19 protein-coding genes are annotated in these 20,074 nt (G+C 41.9%); 11 read left to right on the forward strand and 8 right to left on the reverse strand.

Annotation, left to right across the window (positions count from 1 at the left end; all coding sequences use genetic code 11):
* Window positions 1-19: 19 nt before the first annotated feature.
* Window positions 20-616, reverse strand: coding sequence for an acyl carrier protein phosphodiesterase (locus EGC80_RS12215; protein ID WP_101030212.1), 597 nt, complete (start codon window positions 614-616; stop codon window positions 20-22).
* A gap of 193 nt (window positions 617-809) precedes the next feature.
* Here EGC80_RS12215 and EGC80_RS12220 point away from each other — a divergent pair, with 193 nt between their 5' ends.
* The 6 genes from EGC80_RS12220 to secF all read left to right on the forward strand — a co-directional run bounded on the left by EGC80_RS12220 (window position 810) and on the right by secF (window position 6,562).
* On the forward strand, window positions 810-998 hold the full coding sequence (locus EGC80_RS12220; protein WP_124013645.1) for a hypothetical protein: 189 nt from the start codon (window positions 810-812) through the stop codon (window positions 996-998).
* Between the two features lie 68 nt (window positions 999-1,066).
* Window positions 1,067-2,107, forward strand: coding sequence for a tRNA preQ1(34) S-adenosylmethionine ribosyltransferase-isomerase QueA (gene queA / locus EGC80_RS12225; protein WP_101030214.1), 1,041 nt, complete (start codon window positions 1,067-1,069; stop codon window positions 2,105-2,107).
* A 142-nt stretch (window positions 2,108-2,249) separates the two neighbouring features.
* A complete protein-coding gene (gene tgt, locus EGC80_RS12230) occupies window positions 2,250-3,374 on the forward strand; it encodes a tRNA guanosine(34) transglycosylase Tgt (RefSeq protein WP_124013644.1) in 1,125 nt (374 codons plus the stop codon).
* A gap of 25 nt (window positions 3,375-3,399) precedes the next feature.
* Window positions 3,400-3,732 (forward strand): preprotein translocase subunit YajC, encoded by a 333-nt coding sequence (yajC, locus tag EGC80_RS12235; RefSeq protein WP_101030216.1) that lies wholly within the window; start codon window positions 3,400-3,402, stop codon window positions 3,730-3,732.
* Between the two features lie 17 nt (window positions 3,733-3,749).
* Window positions 3,750-5,600, forward strand: a complete 1,851-nt coding sequence (gene secD, locus EGC80_RS12240) for a protein translocase subunit SecD (RefSeq protein ID WP_124013643.1) — start codon at window positions 3,750-3,752, stop codon at window positions 5,598-5,600.
* 14 nt (window positions 5,601-5,614) lie between these two features.
* Complete coding sequence (secF, locus tag EGC80_RS12245) at window positions 5,615-6,562, forward strand: protein translocase subunit SecF (protein ID WP_124013642.1); 948 nt, start codon at window positions 5,615-5,617, stop codon at window positions 6,560-6,562.
* A gap of 268 nt (window positions 6,563-6,830) precedes the next feature.
* Here the strand turns inward: secF and EGC80_RS12250 are convergent, their stop codons facing one another.
* Window positions 6,831-7,232, reverse strand: a complete 402-nt coding sequence (locus tag EGC80_RS12250) for a DUF3224 domain-containing protein (protein ID WP_124013641.1) — start codon at window positions 7,230-7,232, stop codon at window positions 6,831-6,833.
* Between the two features lie 165 nt (window positions 7,233-7,397).
* Between EGC80_RS12250 and EGC80_RS12255 the strand changes: the two genes are divergently transcribed.
* The 5 genes from EGC80_RS12255 (at window position 7,398) to EGC80_RS12275 (ending at window position 10,551) form a co-directional block, all read left to right on the forward strand.
* The gene (locus EGC80_RS12255; protein ID WP_101030221.1) at window positions 7,398-7,718 is read left to right on the forward strand and encodes a putative signal transducing protein; all 321 of its coding nucleotides are present in this window, start codon (window positions 7,398-7,400) and stop codon (window positions 7,716-7,718) included.
* Between the two features lie 117 nt (window positions 7,719-7,835).
* Window positions 7,836-8,195 (forward strand): rhodanese-like domain-containing protein, encoded by a 360-nt coding sequence (locus EGC80_RS12260; protein WP_101030222.1) that lies wholly within the window; start codon window positions 7,836-7,838, stop codon window positions 8,193-8,195.
* An 8-nt stretch (window positions 8,196-8,203) separates the two neighbouring features.
* Window positions 8,204-9,115, forward strand: coding sequence for a precorrin-2 dehydrogenase/sirohydrochlorin ferrochelatase family protein (locus tag EGC80_RS12265; RefSeq protein WP_124013640.1), 912 nt, complete (start codon window positions 8,204-8,206; stop codon window positions 9,113-9,115).
* Window positions 9,116-9,193: 78 nt separating this feature from the next.
* A complete protein-coding gene (locus EGC80_RS12270; protein ID WP_101030224.1) occupies window positions 9,194-9,730 on the forward strand; it encodes a YaeQ family protein in 537 nt (178 codons plus the stop codon).
* Window positions 9,731-9,948: 218 nt separating this feature from the next.
* Window positions 9,949-10,551: a CBS domain-containing protein gene (locus EGC80_RS12275; RefSeq protein ID WP_101030225.1), complete on the forward strand. Its 603-nt coding sequence runs from the start codon at window positions 9,949-9,951 to the stop codon at window positions 10,549-10,551.
* 58 nt (window positions 10,552-10,609) lie between these two features.
* Here EGC80_RS12275 and EGC80_RS12280 read toward each other — a convergent pair whose 3' ends face one another.
* The 6 genes from EGC80_RS12280 to EGC80_RS12305 form a co-directional block, all read right to left on the reverse strand.
* A complete protein-coding gene (locus EGC80_RS12280; protein WP_124013639.1) occupies window positions 10,610-13,057 on the reverse strand; it encodes a S8 family serine peptidase in 2,448 nt (815 codons plus the stop codon).
* 482 nt (window positions 13,058-13,539) lie between these two features.
* Window positions 13,540-13,917 (reverse strand): rhodanese-like domain-containing protein, encoded by a 378-nt coding sequence (locus tag EGC80_RS12285; protein WP_124013638.1) that lies wholly within the window; start codon window positions 13,915-13,917, stop codon window positions 13,540-13,542.
* A gap of 13 nt (window positions 13,918-13,930) precedes the next feature.
* Window positions 13,931-14,143 (reverse strand): YgaP family membrane protein, encoded by a 213-nt coding sequence (locus tag EGC80_RS12290; RefSeq protein WP_124013637.1) that lies wholly within the window; start codon window positions 14,141-14,143, stop codon window positions 13,931-13,933.
* Window positions 14,144-14,188: 45 nt separating this feature from the next.
* Window positions 14,189-17,461: an efflux RND transporter permease subunit gene (locus EGC80_RS12295; protein ID WP_124013636.1), complete on the reverse strand. Its 3,273-nt coding sequence runs from the start codon at window positions 17,459-17,461 to the stop codon at window positions 14,189-14,191.
* A gap of 5 nt (window positions 17,462-17,466) precedes the next feature.
* A complete protein-coding gene (locus tag EGC80_RS12300; protein WP_124013635.1) occupies window positions 17,467-18,516 on the reverse strand; it encodes an efflux RND transporter periplasmic adaptor subunit in 1,050 nt (349 codons plus the stop codon).
* A gap of 241 nt (window positions 18,517-18,757) precedes the next feature.
* The gene (locus EGC80_RS12305; RefSeq protein ID WP_124013634.1) at window positions 18,758-20,041 is read right to left on the reverse strand and encodes an OmpP1/FadL family transporter; all 1,284 of its coding nucleotides are present in this window, start codon (window positions 20,039-20,041) and stop codon (window positions 18,758-18,760) included.
* Window positions 20,042-20,074: the final 33 nt, after the last annotated feature.

A 20,074-nucleotide genomic window follows, 5' to 3' on the forward strand; every position in this document is an offset into this window, starting at 1 on the left:
ACTCCATTATTGCTCGGTGTTAAGGTAAATATTCAGCTGGAGTTTTACGACTATAAACTTTGCTATAGGCCATTAATTGCGGATAAAAGGTTCTAAATGCAATTTCAATATCAATATAAATCTTATCAATATCGTTAATGGCATGATCAAACAGTTCCGGTTTTGATAAGCGACGACTCACACCTTTAATCGCTTGATCTAATCCTTGCCTTGTTTGGTAACTACTTAACCAATCTTGCTCAATAATTTGTGGCGCAATTGCCTGTAATGTCGGGGGTAATTCAGGTGTCGTGCTAAGTTGATGGTATGCTTTTTGGCAAAATTCATCCAATGGCTGGTGATGATACTCTTCCCAATAAAACGCTAAGTAATGATCAAAGACTAAATCAACCAGTATCGGTGCAACGCGGCGTGAGGTTTTAGGGAATAACTTGAGTAAGTCGATAATAATTTCATGGCTGTCAGTAACTTGGTCTATCTGACGGTGAAGCCATATCCCTTGTTGCAGATGTTTTGGATGTTGCTGTATATTACCTTTTGCGAAATCGCCCGACAAATTAGCGACTAGGTGAGTGTTGCTGATGTCGGCTAAATGTAAGTGAGCTAAAAAGTTCATAAATTGTACTTCTAATTTTATTATTTTACAGTATGATACTAACCGATTGTAACAAAGCGTTACGAAGTGGCGAGTGTGTAGACCTAATGATAACGCTTTATCGAAAAATGTCATTGAGTATTGAGCATCTCTCGTTGTGACGGCTAGAGGTCAGTGCTTTTAAAGGGTATAGGATTAATTATAGGGATCAAGGATGATGAAAGATTGGTTTAAAAAATTATTGGGCAGGTCTACAGCGACCAAAAGAAATAAAGTATACATCGACATGCGTTATGAAGTGCATTCATATAAATCGAATGAAATCTTTTACGCTGCTAAGCCTAATCCGATTACTAGCGATGATCTCGACACTGAGATCATAGAGCAAAAGCCGACAACATAATCAGTAAACTTGATCTTAACCTTTGCTCGCCATAGACTAGCGGCCGTTTTTACTGTTGAGATAATACTATGCGTGTTGCAGATTTTTCATTCGACCTACCAGATGAGCTGATTGCTCGCTATCCGACAGCACAACGCAATGCCTCGCGTTTACTCACGCTAAGTGGCGAAAACGGTGAGCTTGTTGACAAAAAATTTACTGATTTACTCAATATGATCAATCCTGGTGACTTGATGGTGTTTAATAACACTCGAGTCATACCAGCGCGTTTATTTGGCCAAAAGTCCACTGGCGGTAAGCTTGAGATCCTCGTTGAACGTATGCTGGACGATAAACGTATTTTAGCCCATGTTCGCAGCTCTAAATCCCCTAAAGTTGATACCCTTATCGATTTAGACGGCGGATACCAGATGAAAATGTTGGCGCGTCACGATGCCTTATTTGAACTTGAGTTACTTTCTGATAAAACCGTATTAGAAGTGCTTGAAGACGTCGGTCATATGCCTCTGCCGCCTTATATTGATCGTCCAGATGAAGATGCTGATAAAGAGCGTTATCAAACGGTATATAACCAAACACCAGGCGCTGTTGCAGCACCGACCGCAGGTTTACACTTTGACGACGCTATGCTGGCTGAACTAAAAGCTAAAGGCGTCAATATTGCTTTTGTGACATTACATGTTGGCGCGGGTACCTTTCAACCAGTACGGGTCGATAATATTCTGGAGCACAAGATGCATTCAGAATGGGCAAACGTTCCTCAAGATGTCGTTGACCTCATTGCGCAAACTAAAGCCAACGGCTATCGCGTCGTTGCCGTTGGCACGACGTCTGTTCGTTCACTTGAAAGTGCAGCTCGTGCCAGTGGCGATGGTCCACTAAAAGCCTTCAGTGGTGATACCGATATTTTTATTTACCCTGGCTTTCAATTTAAAATAGTCGATGCCATGGTGACCAATTTTCATTTGCCTGAGTCGACATTAATCATGCTATTAAGCGCTTTTGCCGGTTTTGATGAAGTGATGAACGCCTATCAGCATGCGATTACGCAAAAATATCGCTTTTTTAGCTACGGTGATGCAATGTTTGTGACGAAAAAAGCCCCCTAAGCAACGAATTTGATTTAAAATACTCGCCCACAGTAGTGGGCGTTTTTTTGATTTAATGTGTCAGTAACCTTGAAGCAGTAAAATTCGCCCTCATTACTATAGAAACTAAACGAGTCAGACTGTTTATCTGGCAAGGTGATTTATGAAATTTGAATTAGATACAACAGATGGTCGTGCTCGTCGCGGACGTCTTATTTTTGATCGTGGCACTGTTGAAACGCCTGCATTTATGCCAGTGGGAACTTACGGTACGGTAAAAGGTATGACGCCTGAAGAAGTGCGTGCTACCGGTGCCGATATTTTATTGGGTAACACCTTCCATTTATGGTTACGTCCTGGTGAAGAGATCATGCGTAAGCACGGTGACTTGCACGACTTTATGAATTGGCAGCGTCCTATTCTAACGGACTCAGGCGGATTCCAAGTGTTTAGTTTGGGCGACATCCGTAAAATCACTGAAGAAGGTGTCCATTTCCGCTCACCAATTAATGGTGAAAAGATTTTTTTAGATCCAGAAAAATCAATGCAAATTCAGAATTCTTTAGGTTCTGACGTGGTAATGATTTTTGATGAATGTACCCCATATCCTGCAACACATGACGAAGCGCGTAAGTCGATGCAAATGTCACTGCGTTGGGCAAAACGCTCGCGTGATGAATTTGACCGCTTAGAAAATCCAAACTCTTTGTTTGGCATTATTCAAGGTGGGGTATTCGAAGATTTACGTGATGAGAGTGTAAAGGGTCTTTTAGACATAGGTTTTGATGGCTATGCCGTTGGTGGCTTGGCTGTGGGCGAGCCTAAAGCTGATATGCACCGTATTTTAGAGCATGTTTGCCCGCAAATTCCAGCTGACAAACCACGTTATCTAATGGGTGTAGGTAAACCTGAAGACTTAGTGGAAGGTGTTCGTCGTGGCGTCGATATGTTTGACTGTGTGATGCCAACGCGTAATGCCCGTAATGGCCATTTATTTACCAGTGAAGGTGTGATTAAAATTCGCAATGCACGCCATCGTGATGATACAGCAACATTAGACACTAAGTGCGATTGTTACACTTGTAAAAACTATTCACGTGCTTATTTGTACCATTTAGATCGTTGTAATGAAATTTTAGGTGCGCGTTTAAACACCATTCACAATTTACGTTATTATCAAATTTTGATGGAAGGTTTGCGCGGCGCAATTGAGACAGGTACATTAGACGCCTTTGTTAAGGAGTTCTACACCAGTCTAGGTCGTGAAGTACCTGAGTTAATCGATTAATTTTAGCTAATAAGAAGAGAGAACTATGTTTATTTCAAATGCATATGCAAGTCCAATAAGTGGAATAGCCGGTGGCGAAACCATGCAATTAATTTTCATGCTCGTCATGTTTGGATTAATTTTTTACTTTATGATTTTCCGTCCACAGTCAAAGCGTGTTAAAGAACACAAAAACCTAATGGCGTCGATTTCAAAAGGTGATGAAGTGTTAACCAGTGGTGGCATTCTCGGTAAAGTGACCAAAATCGCTGATGAAAGTGATTATGTGTTATTAGCTATTAATGATAATAACCAAATCACGATTAAAAAGGATTACATCGCAGCGGTATTGCCTAAAGGTTCTATTCAGTCGTTATAAGCCAAGAGGGCTATGGTGTGTTAAATAAATACCCAATGTGGAAAAACATCATGGTGATGCTTATCATCGCCGTTGGTAGTTTTTATGCAATTCCAAATTTGTTTGGTGAAGATCATGCAGTACAGATCGTCGCGACTCGCGGCGCTGAAGTCACTGTATCGACACAAACGACTGTCGTTGATCTATTAGAGAGTCAGGATATTGCCGTAAAGCGCGCCGAGCTTGAAAATGGTCAGTTATTAGTTCGCGTACAAAATCCTGAGCAGCAGTTGGTGGCGAAAGAGGCTATCGCTGAACTACTTGGTCAGAAATATACCGTTGCGTTAAACTTAGCACCGGCAACCCCAGCATGGCTTGAAGCTGTTGGTGGGTCGCCAATGAAGCTAGGTTTAGACTTGCGCGGTGGTGTTCATTTCTTAATGGAAGTGGACATGGGCGAGGCGGTCCGCAAAATGGAAGCGGCTAAAATAGCTGATTTTCGCAGTCAGCTTCGTGAAGAGAAAATTCGCTACGCCGGTATTCGTAAAACCCCGAAAGGGATTGCGATTAAGTTTCGTGATGCTGAAACGGTTGTCGAAGCTGAGGATTTTTTAAAAATCCGCAGCAATGACATGACCTATACCGATGCGAGTAGCGGCGATGAGTTTATGCTTCTTGCTACCATGAGTGATACCTACCTTACGCAAATTAAGGAAGAAGCACTGAAGCAAAACATGACCATCCTTCGTAACCGTGTCAACGAGCTTGGTGTCGCTGAGCCTGTCGTACAACGTCAAGGCGCAGAGCGCATTATTGTTGAACTGCCAGGTGTACAAGACACTGCTCGTGCAAAAGAAATTTTAGGTGCTACAGCATCAATTGAATTTCGTATGGTTGATGACAAGGCGGATGTAAGTGCCGCGGCAAATGGTCGTGTACCTGCCGGTGCAGAAGTGTACAAACGTCGTGAAGGCGGGATTGCCGTATTGAAGAAAGAAGTCATGCTCACTGGCGATCATATCACCGGCGCGCAACCGACTTTTGACCAATACAGCCGTCCACAGGTTGCGATTAATCTTGACGCCGAAGGCGGCTCGATTTTCTCGAACGTTACCAAAGACAATATCGGTAAGCCAATGGCTACATTGTTTATCGAATATAAAGATAGTGGTACACGTAATCCTGATGGCACAGTGAAAATGACTAGGATTGAAGAGGTCATTTCGGTTGCCACTATCCAGGCTCGTTTAGGTCGTAATTTTGTGATTACGGGTCTTGAGCACTCTGAATCACAGAGCTTAGCGTTACTGTTACGTGCCGGAGCGCTTATTGCTCCTATCACTATCGTAGAAGAAAGAACGATTGGTCCAAGCTTAGGCGCTGAAAATATCCAAAACGGTGTTCAAGCAATGGTTTGGGGCATGGTTGTTGTGCTTATATTCATGATGATTTACTACCGTGCGTTTGGCTTTATTGCCAACTTGGCATTGATGGCTAACTTAATCATGGTTGTTGGTGTGATGTCGATGATCCCTGGTGCGGTGTTAACCTTACCTGGTATTGCTGGCATGGTATTAACGGTGGGGATGGCAGTAGACGGCAACGTGCTTATTTTTGAACGTATCCGTGAAGAACTCCTAAACGGCCGCAGTGTACAACAAGCCATCCATGAAGGTTATGGTAATGCGTTTTCAACCATTGCAGATGCCAACATTACTACCTTTATGACAGCGTTAATTTTATTTGCTGTTGGTACCGGTGCGGTTAAAGGCTTTGCTGTTACCTTAATGATAGGTATCGCGACTTCGATGTTTACAGCCATTATTGGCACACGCTCAATCGTGAATGCGGTTTGGGGTGGTAAACGCGTTAAGTCATTGTCTATCTAAAGGAGAAGTTGAATATGTTTCAGATATTTTCAGTAAAGAACACCGTCGACTTCCTTCGTCATGCAATGCCTATCAGTGTGATGTCGATGATCTTAGTGATAGCCTCATTTGTGTCGCTGGGTGTCCAAGGCATTAACTGGGGATTAGACTTTACCGGTGGTACTGTTGTTGAAATGGAGTTTTCAGCTCCTGTTGACTTGAGTGCTTTACGCGCGAAGATGACTTCAGCGGAAGCTGAAGGGGCGGTAGTACAGAACTTTGGTTCCAGCCGCGATATATTGGTTCGTTTACCGGTAAGAGAGACCTTAAAAAGTGATGTGCAAGTAGCTGCAGTATTAGCTGCTGCTCAAACTATTGATTCTGCTGTAATTCAAAAGCGAGTTGAGTTTGTTGGACCACAAGTGGGTAAGCAATTAGCAGAGCAGGGTGGCTTAGCGGTTATTGTTGCGCTTATTTGTATTCTTATCTACGTATCATTTCGTTTTGAATGGCGTTTAGCAGCAGGTTCTGTTGCGGCGTTAGCCCATGACGTTATTGTGACTTTAGGGGTGTTTTCGGTATTACAGCTTGAGTTTGACTTGACTGTATTGGCAGGTTTATTGACGGTTGTAGGTTACTCACTTAACGATACTATCGTGGTGTATGACCGTATCCGTGAAAACTTCCTTAAAATGCGTAAAGGTAGCCCTATAGAGGTTGTGAATACCTCAATCACTCAGACCATGAGTCGTACTGTGATAACCACAGGTACTACATTAGTTACCGTTATTGCGCTGTTCTTAAAAGGCGGCACAATGATCCATGGCTTTGCGACGGCATTGTTATTAGGTATTTTTGTTGGTACATACTCATCGATTTTCGTGGCCAGTTATTTAGCCGTTAAATTGGGTATCAATCGTGAGCATATGTTACCTGTAGAGATTGAAAAAGAAGGTGCAGATCAACCTGCAATGATGCCTTAATAGGCATGATTAATATCAATCACTAAAAATAAACCCTGGCTCTGCTGGGGTTTATTTTTTTATGACTAGGTTATTTCTTTGTTGGCTTAAATGAACTTCACAGGCAGCGACTAACGTTTTGTACCACTGAGTGTGTGGATCGATTATCAATGCTTCCCACCCATCACAGCCTAGTATGTCAACGGTGCTAAAAAGCAATCCAGACGGCGTGAGCTTGACCGTGGTTCTAAACGTGCCGATATCAGTATCTAAACGAGAAATGGTTACCTTAGTCATGATATAGGGTGATGGTGTAATCAGCTTGACCATTTTCGGTTGAGGTAAACTCTCCGTGGCCAAGATAGTGTTGCAGGTTATGGGTCCCCGAGTCCGCTATTACGCTAAATTGGCTTTGTGCAACGCCTTGTGAAAATAATCCATCATGTTGTAATACTAATGTACCCGCTATCTCGGGGGTATTTATGGTTAAGTGCTCTATCCCTACAAATACCGCAGAGCCATCTTTTTGATACGACATCACACAGCGGTTCTGTGCAGCACCACTGATATCACCAGAGTAAGTTTGGGCAATTTCTGCAATGGTTTGTTTGCTGCTATCATCATGTTCTGCATAAGCAGTTTCATTCCAAGCAGTGATTTGAAAGATACCTTTTAAGACTATTTTTGTCATCTAGCATCCCATTAATGATGTTATTGAGTGCGAATGACTCATACAGCGTTAAGATAATCATTGTTTATGATAAATGTCCAATTTATAAACAGTACTCGACAGATTTTGATTGAGGCAGTAGGATGAAATTAATTTGCCAGCAAGAGCAATCACGGTGGATAACGCATGGAACAACGAAAAGTATTATTGGCCGGTGGTAATTTATTACAGGCTCACACATGGAAAGGGCTACTGGAAACCAGCGGAATAGACGTTGATCTTAAAGGTGAAGCTCTCATTGGTGGTGTAGGAGGTTTGCCGATTGAAATGCAGACGGTTGAGTTATGGGTAGCAGACAGTCAACTTGTCGCGGCACAAACGCTACTGGATGCACATGATATCGAACAGCCTCAATGGCAATGTGTTCAATGCCATGAAATAAACGAAGGAAGTTTTGAATTGTGCTGGCAATGTAGTTCGCAACAAAGTGAAATGCATAACGAATAAGCGCTTGTATAAGATTATTTTTTTCTTAAACTAGTGAGTAAACCACTTTTAGGTTTATGACGTATGTAGTGCTAATTTGTCGCTAATGAGTGACTTTACTTTACTTAAGGAAACCCTATGCAAGCAACCCCAGCATTCGCCAGTTTGGTTGATTCTGTTATGCCTCATGTCACCTTGTTAACCATTGAACAATATCAACAACAAGATCAATGGCTATTAATTGATGTACGAGAAGATAACGAGTGGCTGCAAGGTCATTTACCCAATGCCAAACACTTGAGCCGCGGCATTATTGAACGCGATATAGAGCATCGTTTTCCGGACAAAAACACCCCGTTATTGCTTTATTGCGGCGCGGGTCAACGTGCAGCGTTATCGGCCTATAATCTACAACTTATGGGCTATACACAAGTCGCTTCAATGATTGGTGGGTACCGCGCTTGGATCCAACATCAATTTCCTATTGTTGAAGACTGAGTAGATTAATGCAATATTTCCCATTGTTTGTGGATACTCAAGGTCTACAGGTTTTAGTCGTTGGCGCTGGTGAGGTCGCCACGCGTAAATTGGATTTACTGTCTCGTACTGATGCTCATATTCATGTAATAGCGCCTGTGATCGCTAATGACATTGAAAACTATCATACCCAAGCTCGGATCCAGTTGTCTCGTCGTGAAGTGTGCCGTGATGATATTGCCAACGTCGATATCATTTACCTCGCCACTGCCGATGAGCAGTTGAATATGGAGTACGCAGAATTAGCGACTGAGCGTGGAATTTGGGTCAATGTAGTCGATAATCCTAAGTTTTGCAGATTTATTACGCCTTCAATAGTGGATAGAGGCAGGTTAGTCGTTGCCATCAGTACCGCTGGCGCCGCGCCAGTTTTTGCTCGAACTATCCGTTCACGACTCGAAACGATGTTACCGTCATCGTTAACGCCTTTATTTGATTTTGTTGCCAGCAAGCGAGAGGAAGTTCAAGATAAATTACTTGCAGGTAAAGATAGACGTTTGTTTTGGGAACGATTTTTTACCACTAACCAAGATAAATTTGATACGTTAACCGAGCAGCGTTTCCATAACGCTTTTCAAGATTTTAGCGTTAAAGGTGACATTATTCTATTAACTGAGGATACGCCAGCACATTTATTGCCTATCGCAGCAATGCCCTTGCTACAGACGTTAGACGTTGTCTTCAGTGATAACCCGCTTGACAGCGAGTTTAATGAGTTATTAAGGCGTGATGCAAGCAGAGAAACGCTACCATTATTAAGTGATATTACCCATCAATATGAACATGGAAGTCGTATGTTAATAGTGTCTTCTGTTGCAAAAGTTGCCCAGTTAAGTGCGCATTTCCCCATGGCCAAACATCTACGCCCTGGCGCTATTTAACCCGATAAGTACGATGTCCTATTATGCCGAGTCTACTTTGTAGTAGACTCGGTTTTTTTATGTTAGTTGGAACCCTTTATGGCCGCTAAAGCTACCGTTTTTAAAGTATTACTGCAGATAGCAGATATGGATCGTCATTATTATGCCGATCATCAATTTACCTTAGCGCAACATCCCTCTGAAACGGATACCCGTATGATGGTTCGATTATTGGCGTTCGCCTTAAATGCCTCTGAGTCATTAGTGTTCAGCAAAGGGTTAAGTGTTGATGATGAAGCAGAACTTTGGGATAAAAATCTAACGGGTGAAATCGATCTTTGGGTTGAGTTTGGCCAAGCTGATGAGAAGTGGCTCAGAAAAGCCTGTGGTCGCTCAAAACAAGTCATTCTTTATACTTACGGTGGCAGAAGTGTACCGATTTGGTGGCAACAGAACCAACAAGCGTTTACCCGTTACGATAATTTAGCTGTGATTAATCTTCCTGAAGATGCAGTGAAACAAATGGATGTATTTGTTAATCGAAATATGACATTGCAAGTGAGCATTAGTGAGGGACAAATATGGTTGTCGGATGCAAACAATAGCGTATTAATCGAGCCTGAAACCTTAAAATGATCGAGATTGCACCTAGTGGTCATTATCATATTTACGACCACAAAAAAGTGAATTTAACCTTAATTTAGCAAAAGTTAATTAAATTTAATCAAAAGGGTCTTGTACTAATAAAAACACAGGCAGATAATTAATTCATGTAGTGGACATCATGAAAATATATAACCAATTAATATATATGGTTTTTTGTTTCTTGATGGTTGTTGATTAAGGATGTTATTGTGAAGAAGTTAGCCCTATACCCAGTAGAAAAAATTGATGAATTAACCTCTCCTGATGTTCATGAAGATATATCAGTACTATCTTCAGCGCTAAATGTGTTCACTGACTTTAAGAAAGTGACTCCGCTGGTTATTGAATCAAATACATCCGCTGTTAACGTTGAACATTTAATGCAGAAATCTCATGTTCGTCTTAAATTAGTGATCGATAATGCAGATCGATTTATAGGTTTAATCAGTTTTGAGTCTTTACATAATCAAGAGATATTAAAACGTGTTGCAGCCGGGCATCAACGTGAGCAATTAAGTGTAGCGGATTTTATGATCCCTAAAGAAGACCTTAAAGCGATTGATTATGAAGATTTAAGTTATGCAAGAATTGGCGATGTGATAGAAACATTAAAATCTGCAGGACAGCAACATTGTTTAGTATTAGACCGTGTAAACCATGCTATCTGTGGTGTGTTGTCTGCTAATGATATTGCTCGGCGATTAAAACTTGCTGTCGATGTGAGTACGCCCAATTCATTTGCTTCAATATTTGAAGTTATTTCGAATAGTCAGCAGCCATCAGTGTTGCAATCACCGCAGCCTCATGTTTAATCTATAAATAATAAAAATAGCCACATCACGTGGCTATTTTTGCGTTCAATTGAATATATTATTGAAAGCTTAAGCTCCAAGTGTCGATATATCCGCTGTCTTGGTTTGCATTATCAACGGCTTTTAATGTCCATATACCACTTGATTCAACACCTGCCATATTAGCTGTGTAAGTCTGGGTTAGGTTATCGGTTCCGCCACCTGTGTTGTTATGAATAACAACCGTTTGACCTGTAGGGCTAACTAACTGGATTTTTAAATCGCCGATATAAGTATGAATAATCCCGATAGACACCGATACCGTTCCTGAATCGCCAGTGCGGTTAACATTTATAGGGCTGACTATGCCAGTAGTATTATTATCTGGAATAGTATAATTACCCGTATTAGTGTAGCTTGCTGGACCTCCAGTGTTACCACCACTCGTATTACCAGCAGTGTAATTAGCGACTAAACTGACACCGCTAAATGCACTGTAACCTTGTACCATCACATAATAAGTACCAGATTGAGGCGTCGCAATTGGGCAAGACTCTGCATTACCACTTTTCCAAGGACGACAGTCATAACTGCTGCTGGTAGGTGATGCGCCATACTGCACATACAAGTCAGCATCGCCTGTACCACCACTCATGGTAAAGCTTAAGTCTTTTGCACCTGTTGGCACATCTAACGAGAAATATAGTTCATCACTTTTTGCACCAGCTAAACCGGTTTTAACAGCGCCTTTTTCAAGTACACTGTCTCCAGATCCGGTTCCCGGATCGGTTGGACCATTACATGATTCGTCTAGATAAGCTTTTGCTGCAACGGCATTAATCATCCCGTAACCTGTTTGGTTATCACGACCCGCAACGTTTAAGTCATCTGCGGTTGCATTGAGTGCAGCACGCACTTGGCTAGCGCTACATTCTGGATGATAACTCCACACTAATGTGGCGACACCTGAAACATGCGGCGTTGCCATTGAAGTACCATTATAATATGCATAATCTCGGTTCCCTTGGTTGCTCACCGTGGTTGATTGCCCCAACTTGGCTTTAAGAGCAAGCCCTGTTGTCCGATCGATAGAAACTGAAGGCACTGTAATGTCACTATTTGCATCAACCAAAAATGGATTTTGTAAGCCAGGTAACGCACTATTACTGTAAACAATGATCCCAGCTGCCCCAGCATCTTTACAGGCTTTGGTTGAGTTTATTTCTGGATAGCTTGAGCCTTGATTGCCGACTCGCTCGACTAAACAGATTTTGTTACTCATATTACCGCAGTTAACACTAGTACCACTCACGGTACATTCTGCCAGTGTGGCCGTTGCACTTGCGTTAATAGGTGCAGCAGTGTAACTGCTTCCAGATGGTGTCAGACGGTTATGCGGCACTACGCCATTACTAAAATACGACTGAGCACCAATGGTGATATCGGCCAAACGTCCTTCACCAACCGTTACGGTTGAAAGAATCGCTTCACCGGGGCCGGATATTTCAACTTGATCTGTATATTGTGAAAACGCGGCATGATCCAGATTGCTATCAACCGCTGCCACCGACATCACACCGTCGTAAGATGCTGGATAGCTGTAACTACTGTCTCCTGCGTTGCCTGCTGCTGCAATTAATAATACCCCATTATTATAATGATTATTCAATGCATTACGCTCAGTAGTAGTTGAACCGCTGCCACCTAAACTCATTGTGACTACATTGGCGCCACCTGAATTAACACACGTATCGATAGCGGCCACGAGTGATGATGAGTAACCCCAGCCAGCTTCGTTAAACACTTTTACCACATGAATATTGGCATTTTGGTTAGGCATAACCCCGACCACACCTTCGTTATTTGCAATTGCCGCAATAGTACCTGCCACATGGGTTCCATGGGCATTATTGTTACCTGGTTGATACCAGTTTCCTGTACCTGAGTTATTGGTTCCCGTAACGTTGTTTGCATTTAAATCGTTGTGGCTACGATCGTAGCCAGAGTCGATAATACAAATAGTGCGATTACCTGCTTGGCTGTCACTGAGTACTGTCGCGCCAACAAAGGTTTGTCCCCAAGGTGTTGTTTCTGCAAGTAGTCTACGTGGTGAATCCTCTTCAACATATTCAACATCTTGGCGTAAACGCAATGCTTTAATCGAAGGCGAGTCGAGTTTGACCGAATAACTATTGCTACGACCAACGCGTTTCATTTCTCGCGCTTTTACGCTGTTCAAGGCGCGAAATTGACTGAAGACTTCATTTGAGCGAGGCTCATAAGACATGCTATTTGTTTCTGATTGCACGTCCACATTTTGTACTGCAGAACTGTCGCTGAATGTTTGTGCTGCGTTGTCATTTCTAAACTTAACAATATAACGTTTTGGTAACGGAGATTGTTGTTCAATTTGTTGGTTAGTTGCAGAGAGTTGCAAGGGGGTCGGAGCAGCATTGACTTGAGTTGAAATGGCTAACGCGAGTGCTGTCATGCTAAGCACGACAGCTGGGTTTTTATGCTTTTTCATATTATCTTCCATGTTACGAGGGTGACGTAATGTCTTTTATAATTATGTTTTATTGATAAGCTTATTCTGCCTATCTGTATAAAAGGTAATCACTTTTTCGGTGCATGTAAACAAGATGTTAACTAGTGTCGTTGGTAAACGAGTGGCTTAAACTCTACTATATGAATATTTATTTGTTATATTTGAATTAAAAATCATATTGCCGCCCTAAAATAGAACGTTATCTATCTAATTATAATCGAGTTAATGTTATAATCCGCTTAACTTAAAAGTGAATAGATAAAGCTGTATATGCTAATAAATAATTAACTAATACTAAGTGTAAACAATACTTTGCGGAATGATGAATATGGAACGATACTGATAAAAAGAGTGTATTGATACTAGGGGGTTAGGCAAGGCAAGCCATTAGGTTATTGAACTTAAAACCACAGTAATAGACCTGTGGTTTTAGACTTGGTTGATATAGCTGATTGCTAAGATTATCGTGATGACATCAAAGTGTCGAAACCGCCAGCGTTATAGGTGTTGCTGTAACCTTGTTTTACTAATGATTCCTGTGCAATACCACTACGGCGACCGCTATGGCAATATAATACAAGGTCAGTATCTTTGGCCAAGTTAAGTTTTGCAAGTTCTGGCACTATTTGATCAAATGGAATGTTAATCGCACCGTCAATATGCCCCGCAGCAAACTCTTCAACAGTGCGAACATCAATTAACGTGACACCGCGATCTATTTTTTCCCATGCAACGCTAGGCTCTTGCTCTGTTGCCCAAGTTGGCATTATTGCTGCCGATAACATGACTAATAGCGCCAATATGATTTTAACAGACAAGAGCATAGATTTTTTAAACACAATAATTTCCTTGTTATTTATTTAAGGCTATTTCTGCCGCGGTTTTGATCCCAAATTTTTTCATGACCATTGCCGCAGGACAAAAGCCTGTGAAGGCACTCTGGAATAGATTAGCGCCTACAAACACGGTTAGCCAGACAAAATGTGGACTGACGGTTGCGGTTAACACAATGGATAATAAAACCATGAAGCCTGCAAAGGCCATAATACTTCTCTCTACTGACATATCGAGCTCCTTATTGGGCGTTGCCCAGTTAACAACATAATCTTGTTACTTAGCTGTGATAACGAGTTTATTTTTCATCACCGAAAAATACAATACGGGGATCACCACTAACGTTAAAATGGTTGAGATAAAAATTCCAAAAATTAAACTGATGGCTAAACCGTTAAAAATAGGGTCATCAATAATGAATAATGCGCCAATTATTGCTGCTAATGCAGTCAACATAATCGGCTTTGCCCTTACCGCACCTGAGTGGATCACGGCTCGCTCTAAGGGCACTCCCGCAGCCGTTTGTTGATTAATGAAATCAACCAATAAAATAGAGTTTCGAACAATAATGCCTGCTAATGCAATCATGCCTATCATTGACGGTGCAGTAAATTGAGCGCCTAACAAAGCGTGTCCAGGCATAACGCCGATAATGGTTAATGGAATTGGCGCCATGATGATTAACGGCACGATATAAGATTTAAATTGACCCACAACGAGTAAGTAAATCGCAATCATACCGACGGCGTATGCAATGCCCATATCACGGAAAGTTTCATAGGTGATTTTCCATTCACCGTCCCACAAAATGGAAACGTCGGTTAATCCATCTGGCTGATTCACCAGATTTTGTTTAATAGGATAACTTGAGTTACCTTGTTCATTTTGTTGATTAATTTGACTGACCATATCAAACATGCCATAAAGTGGGCTACCTGTTGGCCCTGCCATATCGGCAATAACCATTATCATAGGCACCATATTTTTATGAACAATAGGTGCATTAATCACTTGTTGTTGCACCTTAACTAATTCTGTCAGTGGTACTGTTTCACCTGATTGAGTCGGTAGGCGTAATAACAAGACTTGCTTTAGATCTACTTTAGCGGCTTCATCAAGCTGTAATCTAATCGGTGTGGGATGAGCTAACTGTGCTTGATGCAAGTAACTGACGTCCTTACCATCCACGGCAGTGCTGATCGTATCCACAATACTGGCGTAAGAAACACCCATTAAGCTGGCTTTATTTCGATCAATGACCACTTGCCACTTTTGTTGTTGCGCAGGCAAATAAATATCCATATCAACAACGTATTCGGTATCTCTGAAACGTTGCAATAAGTCATTAGCTGCTTGTTCACGTAACTCGGTGTTAGGCGCATAAACCTCAGCAACTATAGGTGACCAAACCGGTGGGCCTGGTGGTACCTCAACAATTTTGATATTGGCTTGATAACGTAGGCCAATTTTTTGCAACGGCTCGCGTACAGATGATGCAATGGTATGACTGTCGCGGTCTCGATGTTTTTTATCCACTAGATTGACCTGAATTTCACCGAGCTCTTGGCTGCTGCGTAAAAAATAATGACGAACTAAGCCATTAAAATTCATAGGTGCATGGGTGCCCGCATACAACTGTAAATGCTCAACTTCTTCTACACTGCTGAGATATTGACTGAGATCTTGCAATACTCTTTGAGTTTGTTCCACAGGGGTGCCTTCAGGCATGTCGACCATCACCTGAAACTCAGACTTATTATCAAAAGGCAGCATTTTTAGTACTACAGCTTGCATTACAGGCAAGGCGATAGCGAAGGCAATCAATAATACGATCCCTAAAGCCAAGCCTTTTCGCGCTTTTGGCGCATGTTCGCCGAGTAAAAAAGGACTCATTATTCGCGTAAATAGACGTGTTAATCGATTGTCTTCTTCTACTGGTACGCCTGTGTCAGTCGCTTTATTGTTTGAGCTATGTGACTTTTTATGAGGTTTTAACAATATGCGGCTTAACCATGGGGTCATAATAAACGCGATTAATAGCGAAATAATCATTCCCATACTGGCATTAATCGGAATTGGGCTCATGTATGGACCCATTAGTCCGGATACGAATGCCATTGGCAATAGGGCGGCGATAACGGTGAAGGTGGCTAATATAGTTGGCCCACCGACTTCATCAACGGCATGAGGTATGAGCTCGCTTATGGGTTTATCACTCATTGCCATATGCCGATGAATATTCTCTACCACCACGATGGCGTCATCGACCAAGATACCAATGGAGAATATAAGTGCGAACAATGAAATTCGGTTTAGGGTGAATCCCCATGCCCAAGATGCAAATAAGGTTATGGCGAGAGTAATGATAATGGCTACACCAACGACGGCAGACTCACGAAGTCCCATGGTGAAAAATACCAGTAGTACTACCGCAGATGTGGCAAAGATCAATTTGAAAATAAGTGTATTAGATTTATCTCCAGCGGTTTTACCGTAGTTGCGAGAGATAGCGACATTGACATTATCGGGAATTAATACGTTATCGACAGCATCGATTTTGGCTAATACGGCATCAGCAATGTCGACGGCATTTTGCCCTGCCTGTTTACCAATAGCGATTGTTATAGCCGGGTAAGTACCCTTATCTGTTACGTGCCAAACATGCTGTTTAGGAATATCACTTTTAAGGCTCACATCGGCGACATCAGATAAATAAACTGCACGAGGAAATGGACTTTTCTCCGTTGTTGTATCACTCTGATTAACTTTAATCAGCAGATTATTCACATCATCAGGCGTCTGTAAAAACTGCCCCGCTTGCAGTTTTATTACTTGATTAAACTGCGTCATCGAGCCGACTGTAGACAGTTGGTTATTATCTTGTAATGTGGCACTAATATCGTTGAACGTTACGCCGAAACTGTTCATCTTGACAGGATCAATACGCACATTTAACACCATCTCGTGGCCACCTTGGCTATAAATCTCTCGAGTACCCGGTATCCGTTTTAGTTCGGTTTCTAGGCCCGATGCGACCAAGGTAAGCTGCTCTGCAGTGATGTTTGGATCTTGAGACCAGAGCGTCAACCCTACTATAGGTACGTCATCAATACCTCTAGGTTTGATTAACGGCTCACCAATGCCTGCTGCATGGTTAAACTTATCGCTGTTTGAATACAGTTGATTGTATAAATTAACCACGGCTTCATCTCGTGGAACGCCGACGTCAAAAATAGCGATAATGAGCGCGCCATCGGGCTGAGAAAATGAGTAAAGGGTATCAATGCCTTTTATTTGAGAAATGATCCGTTCTGCAGGCAAGGTGACCTGGTTTTCAACTTCCGTTGGTGTAGCTCCTGGGTAGGGGATAAACACATCTGCAAAAGTGACATCAATTTGCGGCTCTTCTTCTTTGGGGGTAATAATCACTGCAAAAAGGCCTAGTAATAAACCTAAAATAGCCAATAATGGAGTAATAGCACTGTGTTGAAATGCCTTTGCTATGGAGCCTGAAATGCCGAGTTTCATTGATTCATTTGGTGTTGTCATCAGGTTTACTCCTGACCTTTCGCTGCTGAGGACATAATTAAATATCGTCCAGCATCGATAACAATTTCATCGCCTTCCAGTAGCCCTGATAATACTTCAGCAGTATTATGTTGACGATCTATTCGGCCTATACGTACTTGGTTAAGCACTATTTCCCCCGCATTTTTGCGATACACAGAGGTTAAGTCACTGACTTGGTGTATGGCCGACAATGGGATCATCAAACTCGTTCTGCTTGGAAAGTTTACTATTACTTTGGTCCATTGACCCACAATGACATCTTGCATATTACTGACATCAAGATTGACTCTCACTTGATGTTGGTGTGTCAAAGGATCGGCAAATTGATACACTTGGATATCATTCGAAGTGATTTCATCGCCGTTTAATAATTGAATAGTAACTTGATCTTGTTGTTGCACCTGAGCAATATCTTGTTGGGGAATTTGAAATACCGCTCTAAGATGTTGATTATCATAACCGGAGAATAAGGCTTGGCCGTAGGATATCGTTTCACCTTGTTCAACGAAGCGTTGGGTCATTCGACCACTGAAAGGTGCGCTCACTACGGTGTAATTCAAACCTTCTTTAGCTTTTACTAATTGTGCTTGAGCGGCGCTGATAGCTTGTTTGCTGGATTTGGCTTTGGCAGTGGCTTCATCCATGGCACCTTTTGATATCGCCCCTTTGGGGAATAATGCTTTATAACGAATATACTGTGCTTGAGCTTCAGTGTTTAACGCTTCTGCTTTGGCGAGTTCAGCTTCAGCCCCTGCTAATCCAGCCCCTTGTTCTTTATTGGTAATTTCCAATAAAGCCGCGCCTTGTGGAACCAGGTCATTAACATCAAAATGGATATTCATGATCCGTCCCGAGGTTTGCGCAGACACAGTTGCAGCTTTAATGGCTTCAATTTTCGCATCGTATAATCGCGGTTGATATTGTTCGGAATACACCAGCTTTAATGTATCAACATCAGAGGCTTGGGCTGCGCTGGGTAAAACTATTGTGGTGAGTATGGCACCAAGGAATAAATAATTGGATAAGCGAGACATATTGATAGCCTATTCGGAAGTCTATAAGAAAATTCTAATGGACTTTCGCCTGTTACGCAACCGATATATTATAAAACTTTATAAATTAGAACTCAGTGATATAACAGCTATAAAAAAACCGCCAGTTTAAGATGAAGGCGGCTTAGTTGAAAAGGGTGCTGCTGTTCTTTAGTCCGTGGTGAGTGGACGAAAAAAAACAGTAAAGACAAATGATTAAATAGTAATAATTGAGTACTGCTAATTAGAAACTGTAGTTATATTGTACTGAGTAATAAACAGCATTAGATCGGGTTTGTGCTGAAATCTCACTGTTGTAGCCAGGCACTTGCGCAAGAAGATTGCTATTTTCTAATACAGTAACATCTTCTCCTCGGACAAAAGCAATGCCTAAATCAACGCTCGATTTTTGATTTAAATCGTAACTGACACCCGCGGTATACCAAGTACGATCAGAATCAGGGATAGATAAAGATGAATGCTGATTAACTACGCCTTGATCTGTTGCGATACCAGCCCGTAGAGTCCAATCTTGAGTGAGGTTATAGGTTGCACCTAAACTTAGGAACCACGAGTCTTTCCAGTGATATTCTTTTAAGTCTGCTTGGTCGACACCATTTGAACCGTCTTTAACCACGATTTTGTCGAATGCACTCCAATTAGTCCATTGAGCAGTATAATGCACGGCAAATTTATCCGTTAGCTGGTGGAAACCGGCAAACTGAGCAATATCAGCGATAGGAATATCTATTTCATTGTATTGAGAGTAAACGTAGTTTACATCACCTTTGGCGGTCAGTTTTGGGCTAATACGATAGCTTAGACCAAAGCGGTTATCCGGGTTAACTTCATAAACCACGCCCACAATCCCACCCAAAGCCCAGCCATCAGCATCAACATCAACTAAGTTACCAACCTGTGGGTTTTCGCTTGTACGTGTCAGGGTTCCGCTGCCATAAACCGCATCAATACCAAAACCAAAACTAAATTCATCATTCACACGATAAGACATACTGGTGTTGAAGTTAATGGTAACCACTTCGGTGTTACCCAATAAATCTACCGGCGGGGGCAGCGGTACAGCATTGCCGTTAATAGTAGGGGTTCTGTTTGCCAAGTCGCCTAAATCGGTGCCGGTGCCATAGTTACTGAATACGGCAACACCGAAAGCCATTTTATCGTTAATTGGGTTGATATAGTAAAAATTGGGGATGACTTTTGCTTCTGCAGCATGATGTTCACTACCAAAATCAACATCTTTTCCGTTAAAATTTCCTTCAGCATCCGATACCGAGACATCGATATCAGCATAAATAATGCCCAAAGATAACGCTGTTTCATCAAAAAGAGCCATTGCTGCAGGGTTACGAGATAAGACTGATGCATTGTCAGCAATAACTGCATCTCCAGCCATAGCACGACCGATACCGGTAGCTGATTGGCTATTTAACTGGAAACCGGCTGCGGATGCTTGGGTACTAATTAAGCCTACAGCCAGAGCAATAAGGGTTTTGTGGAACTTATTCATTATTATTTCCCATTTATTATTACCGTTTTGGTA

Origin of the sequence: Shewanella psychromarinicola (assembly GCF_003855155.1) — a bacterium.
In the GTDB taxonomy this organism is placed as follows: Bacteria; Pseudomonadota; Gammaproteobacteria; order Enterobacterales; family Shewanellaceae; genus Shewanella; species Shewanella psychromarinicola.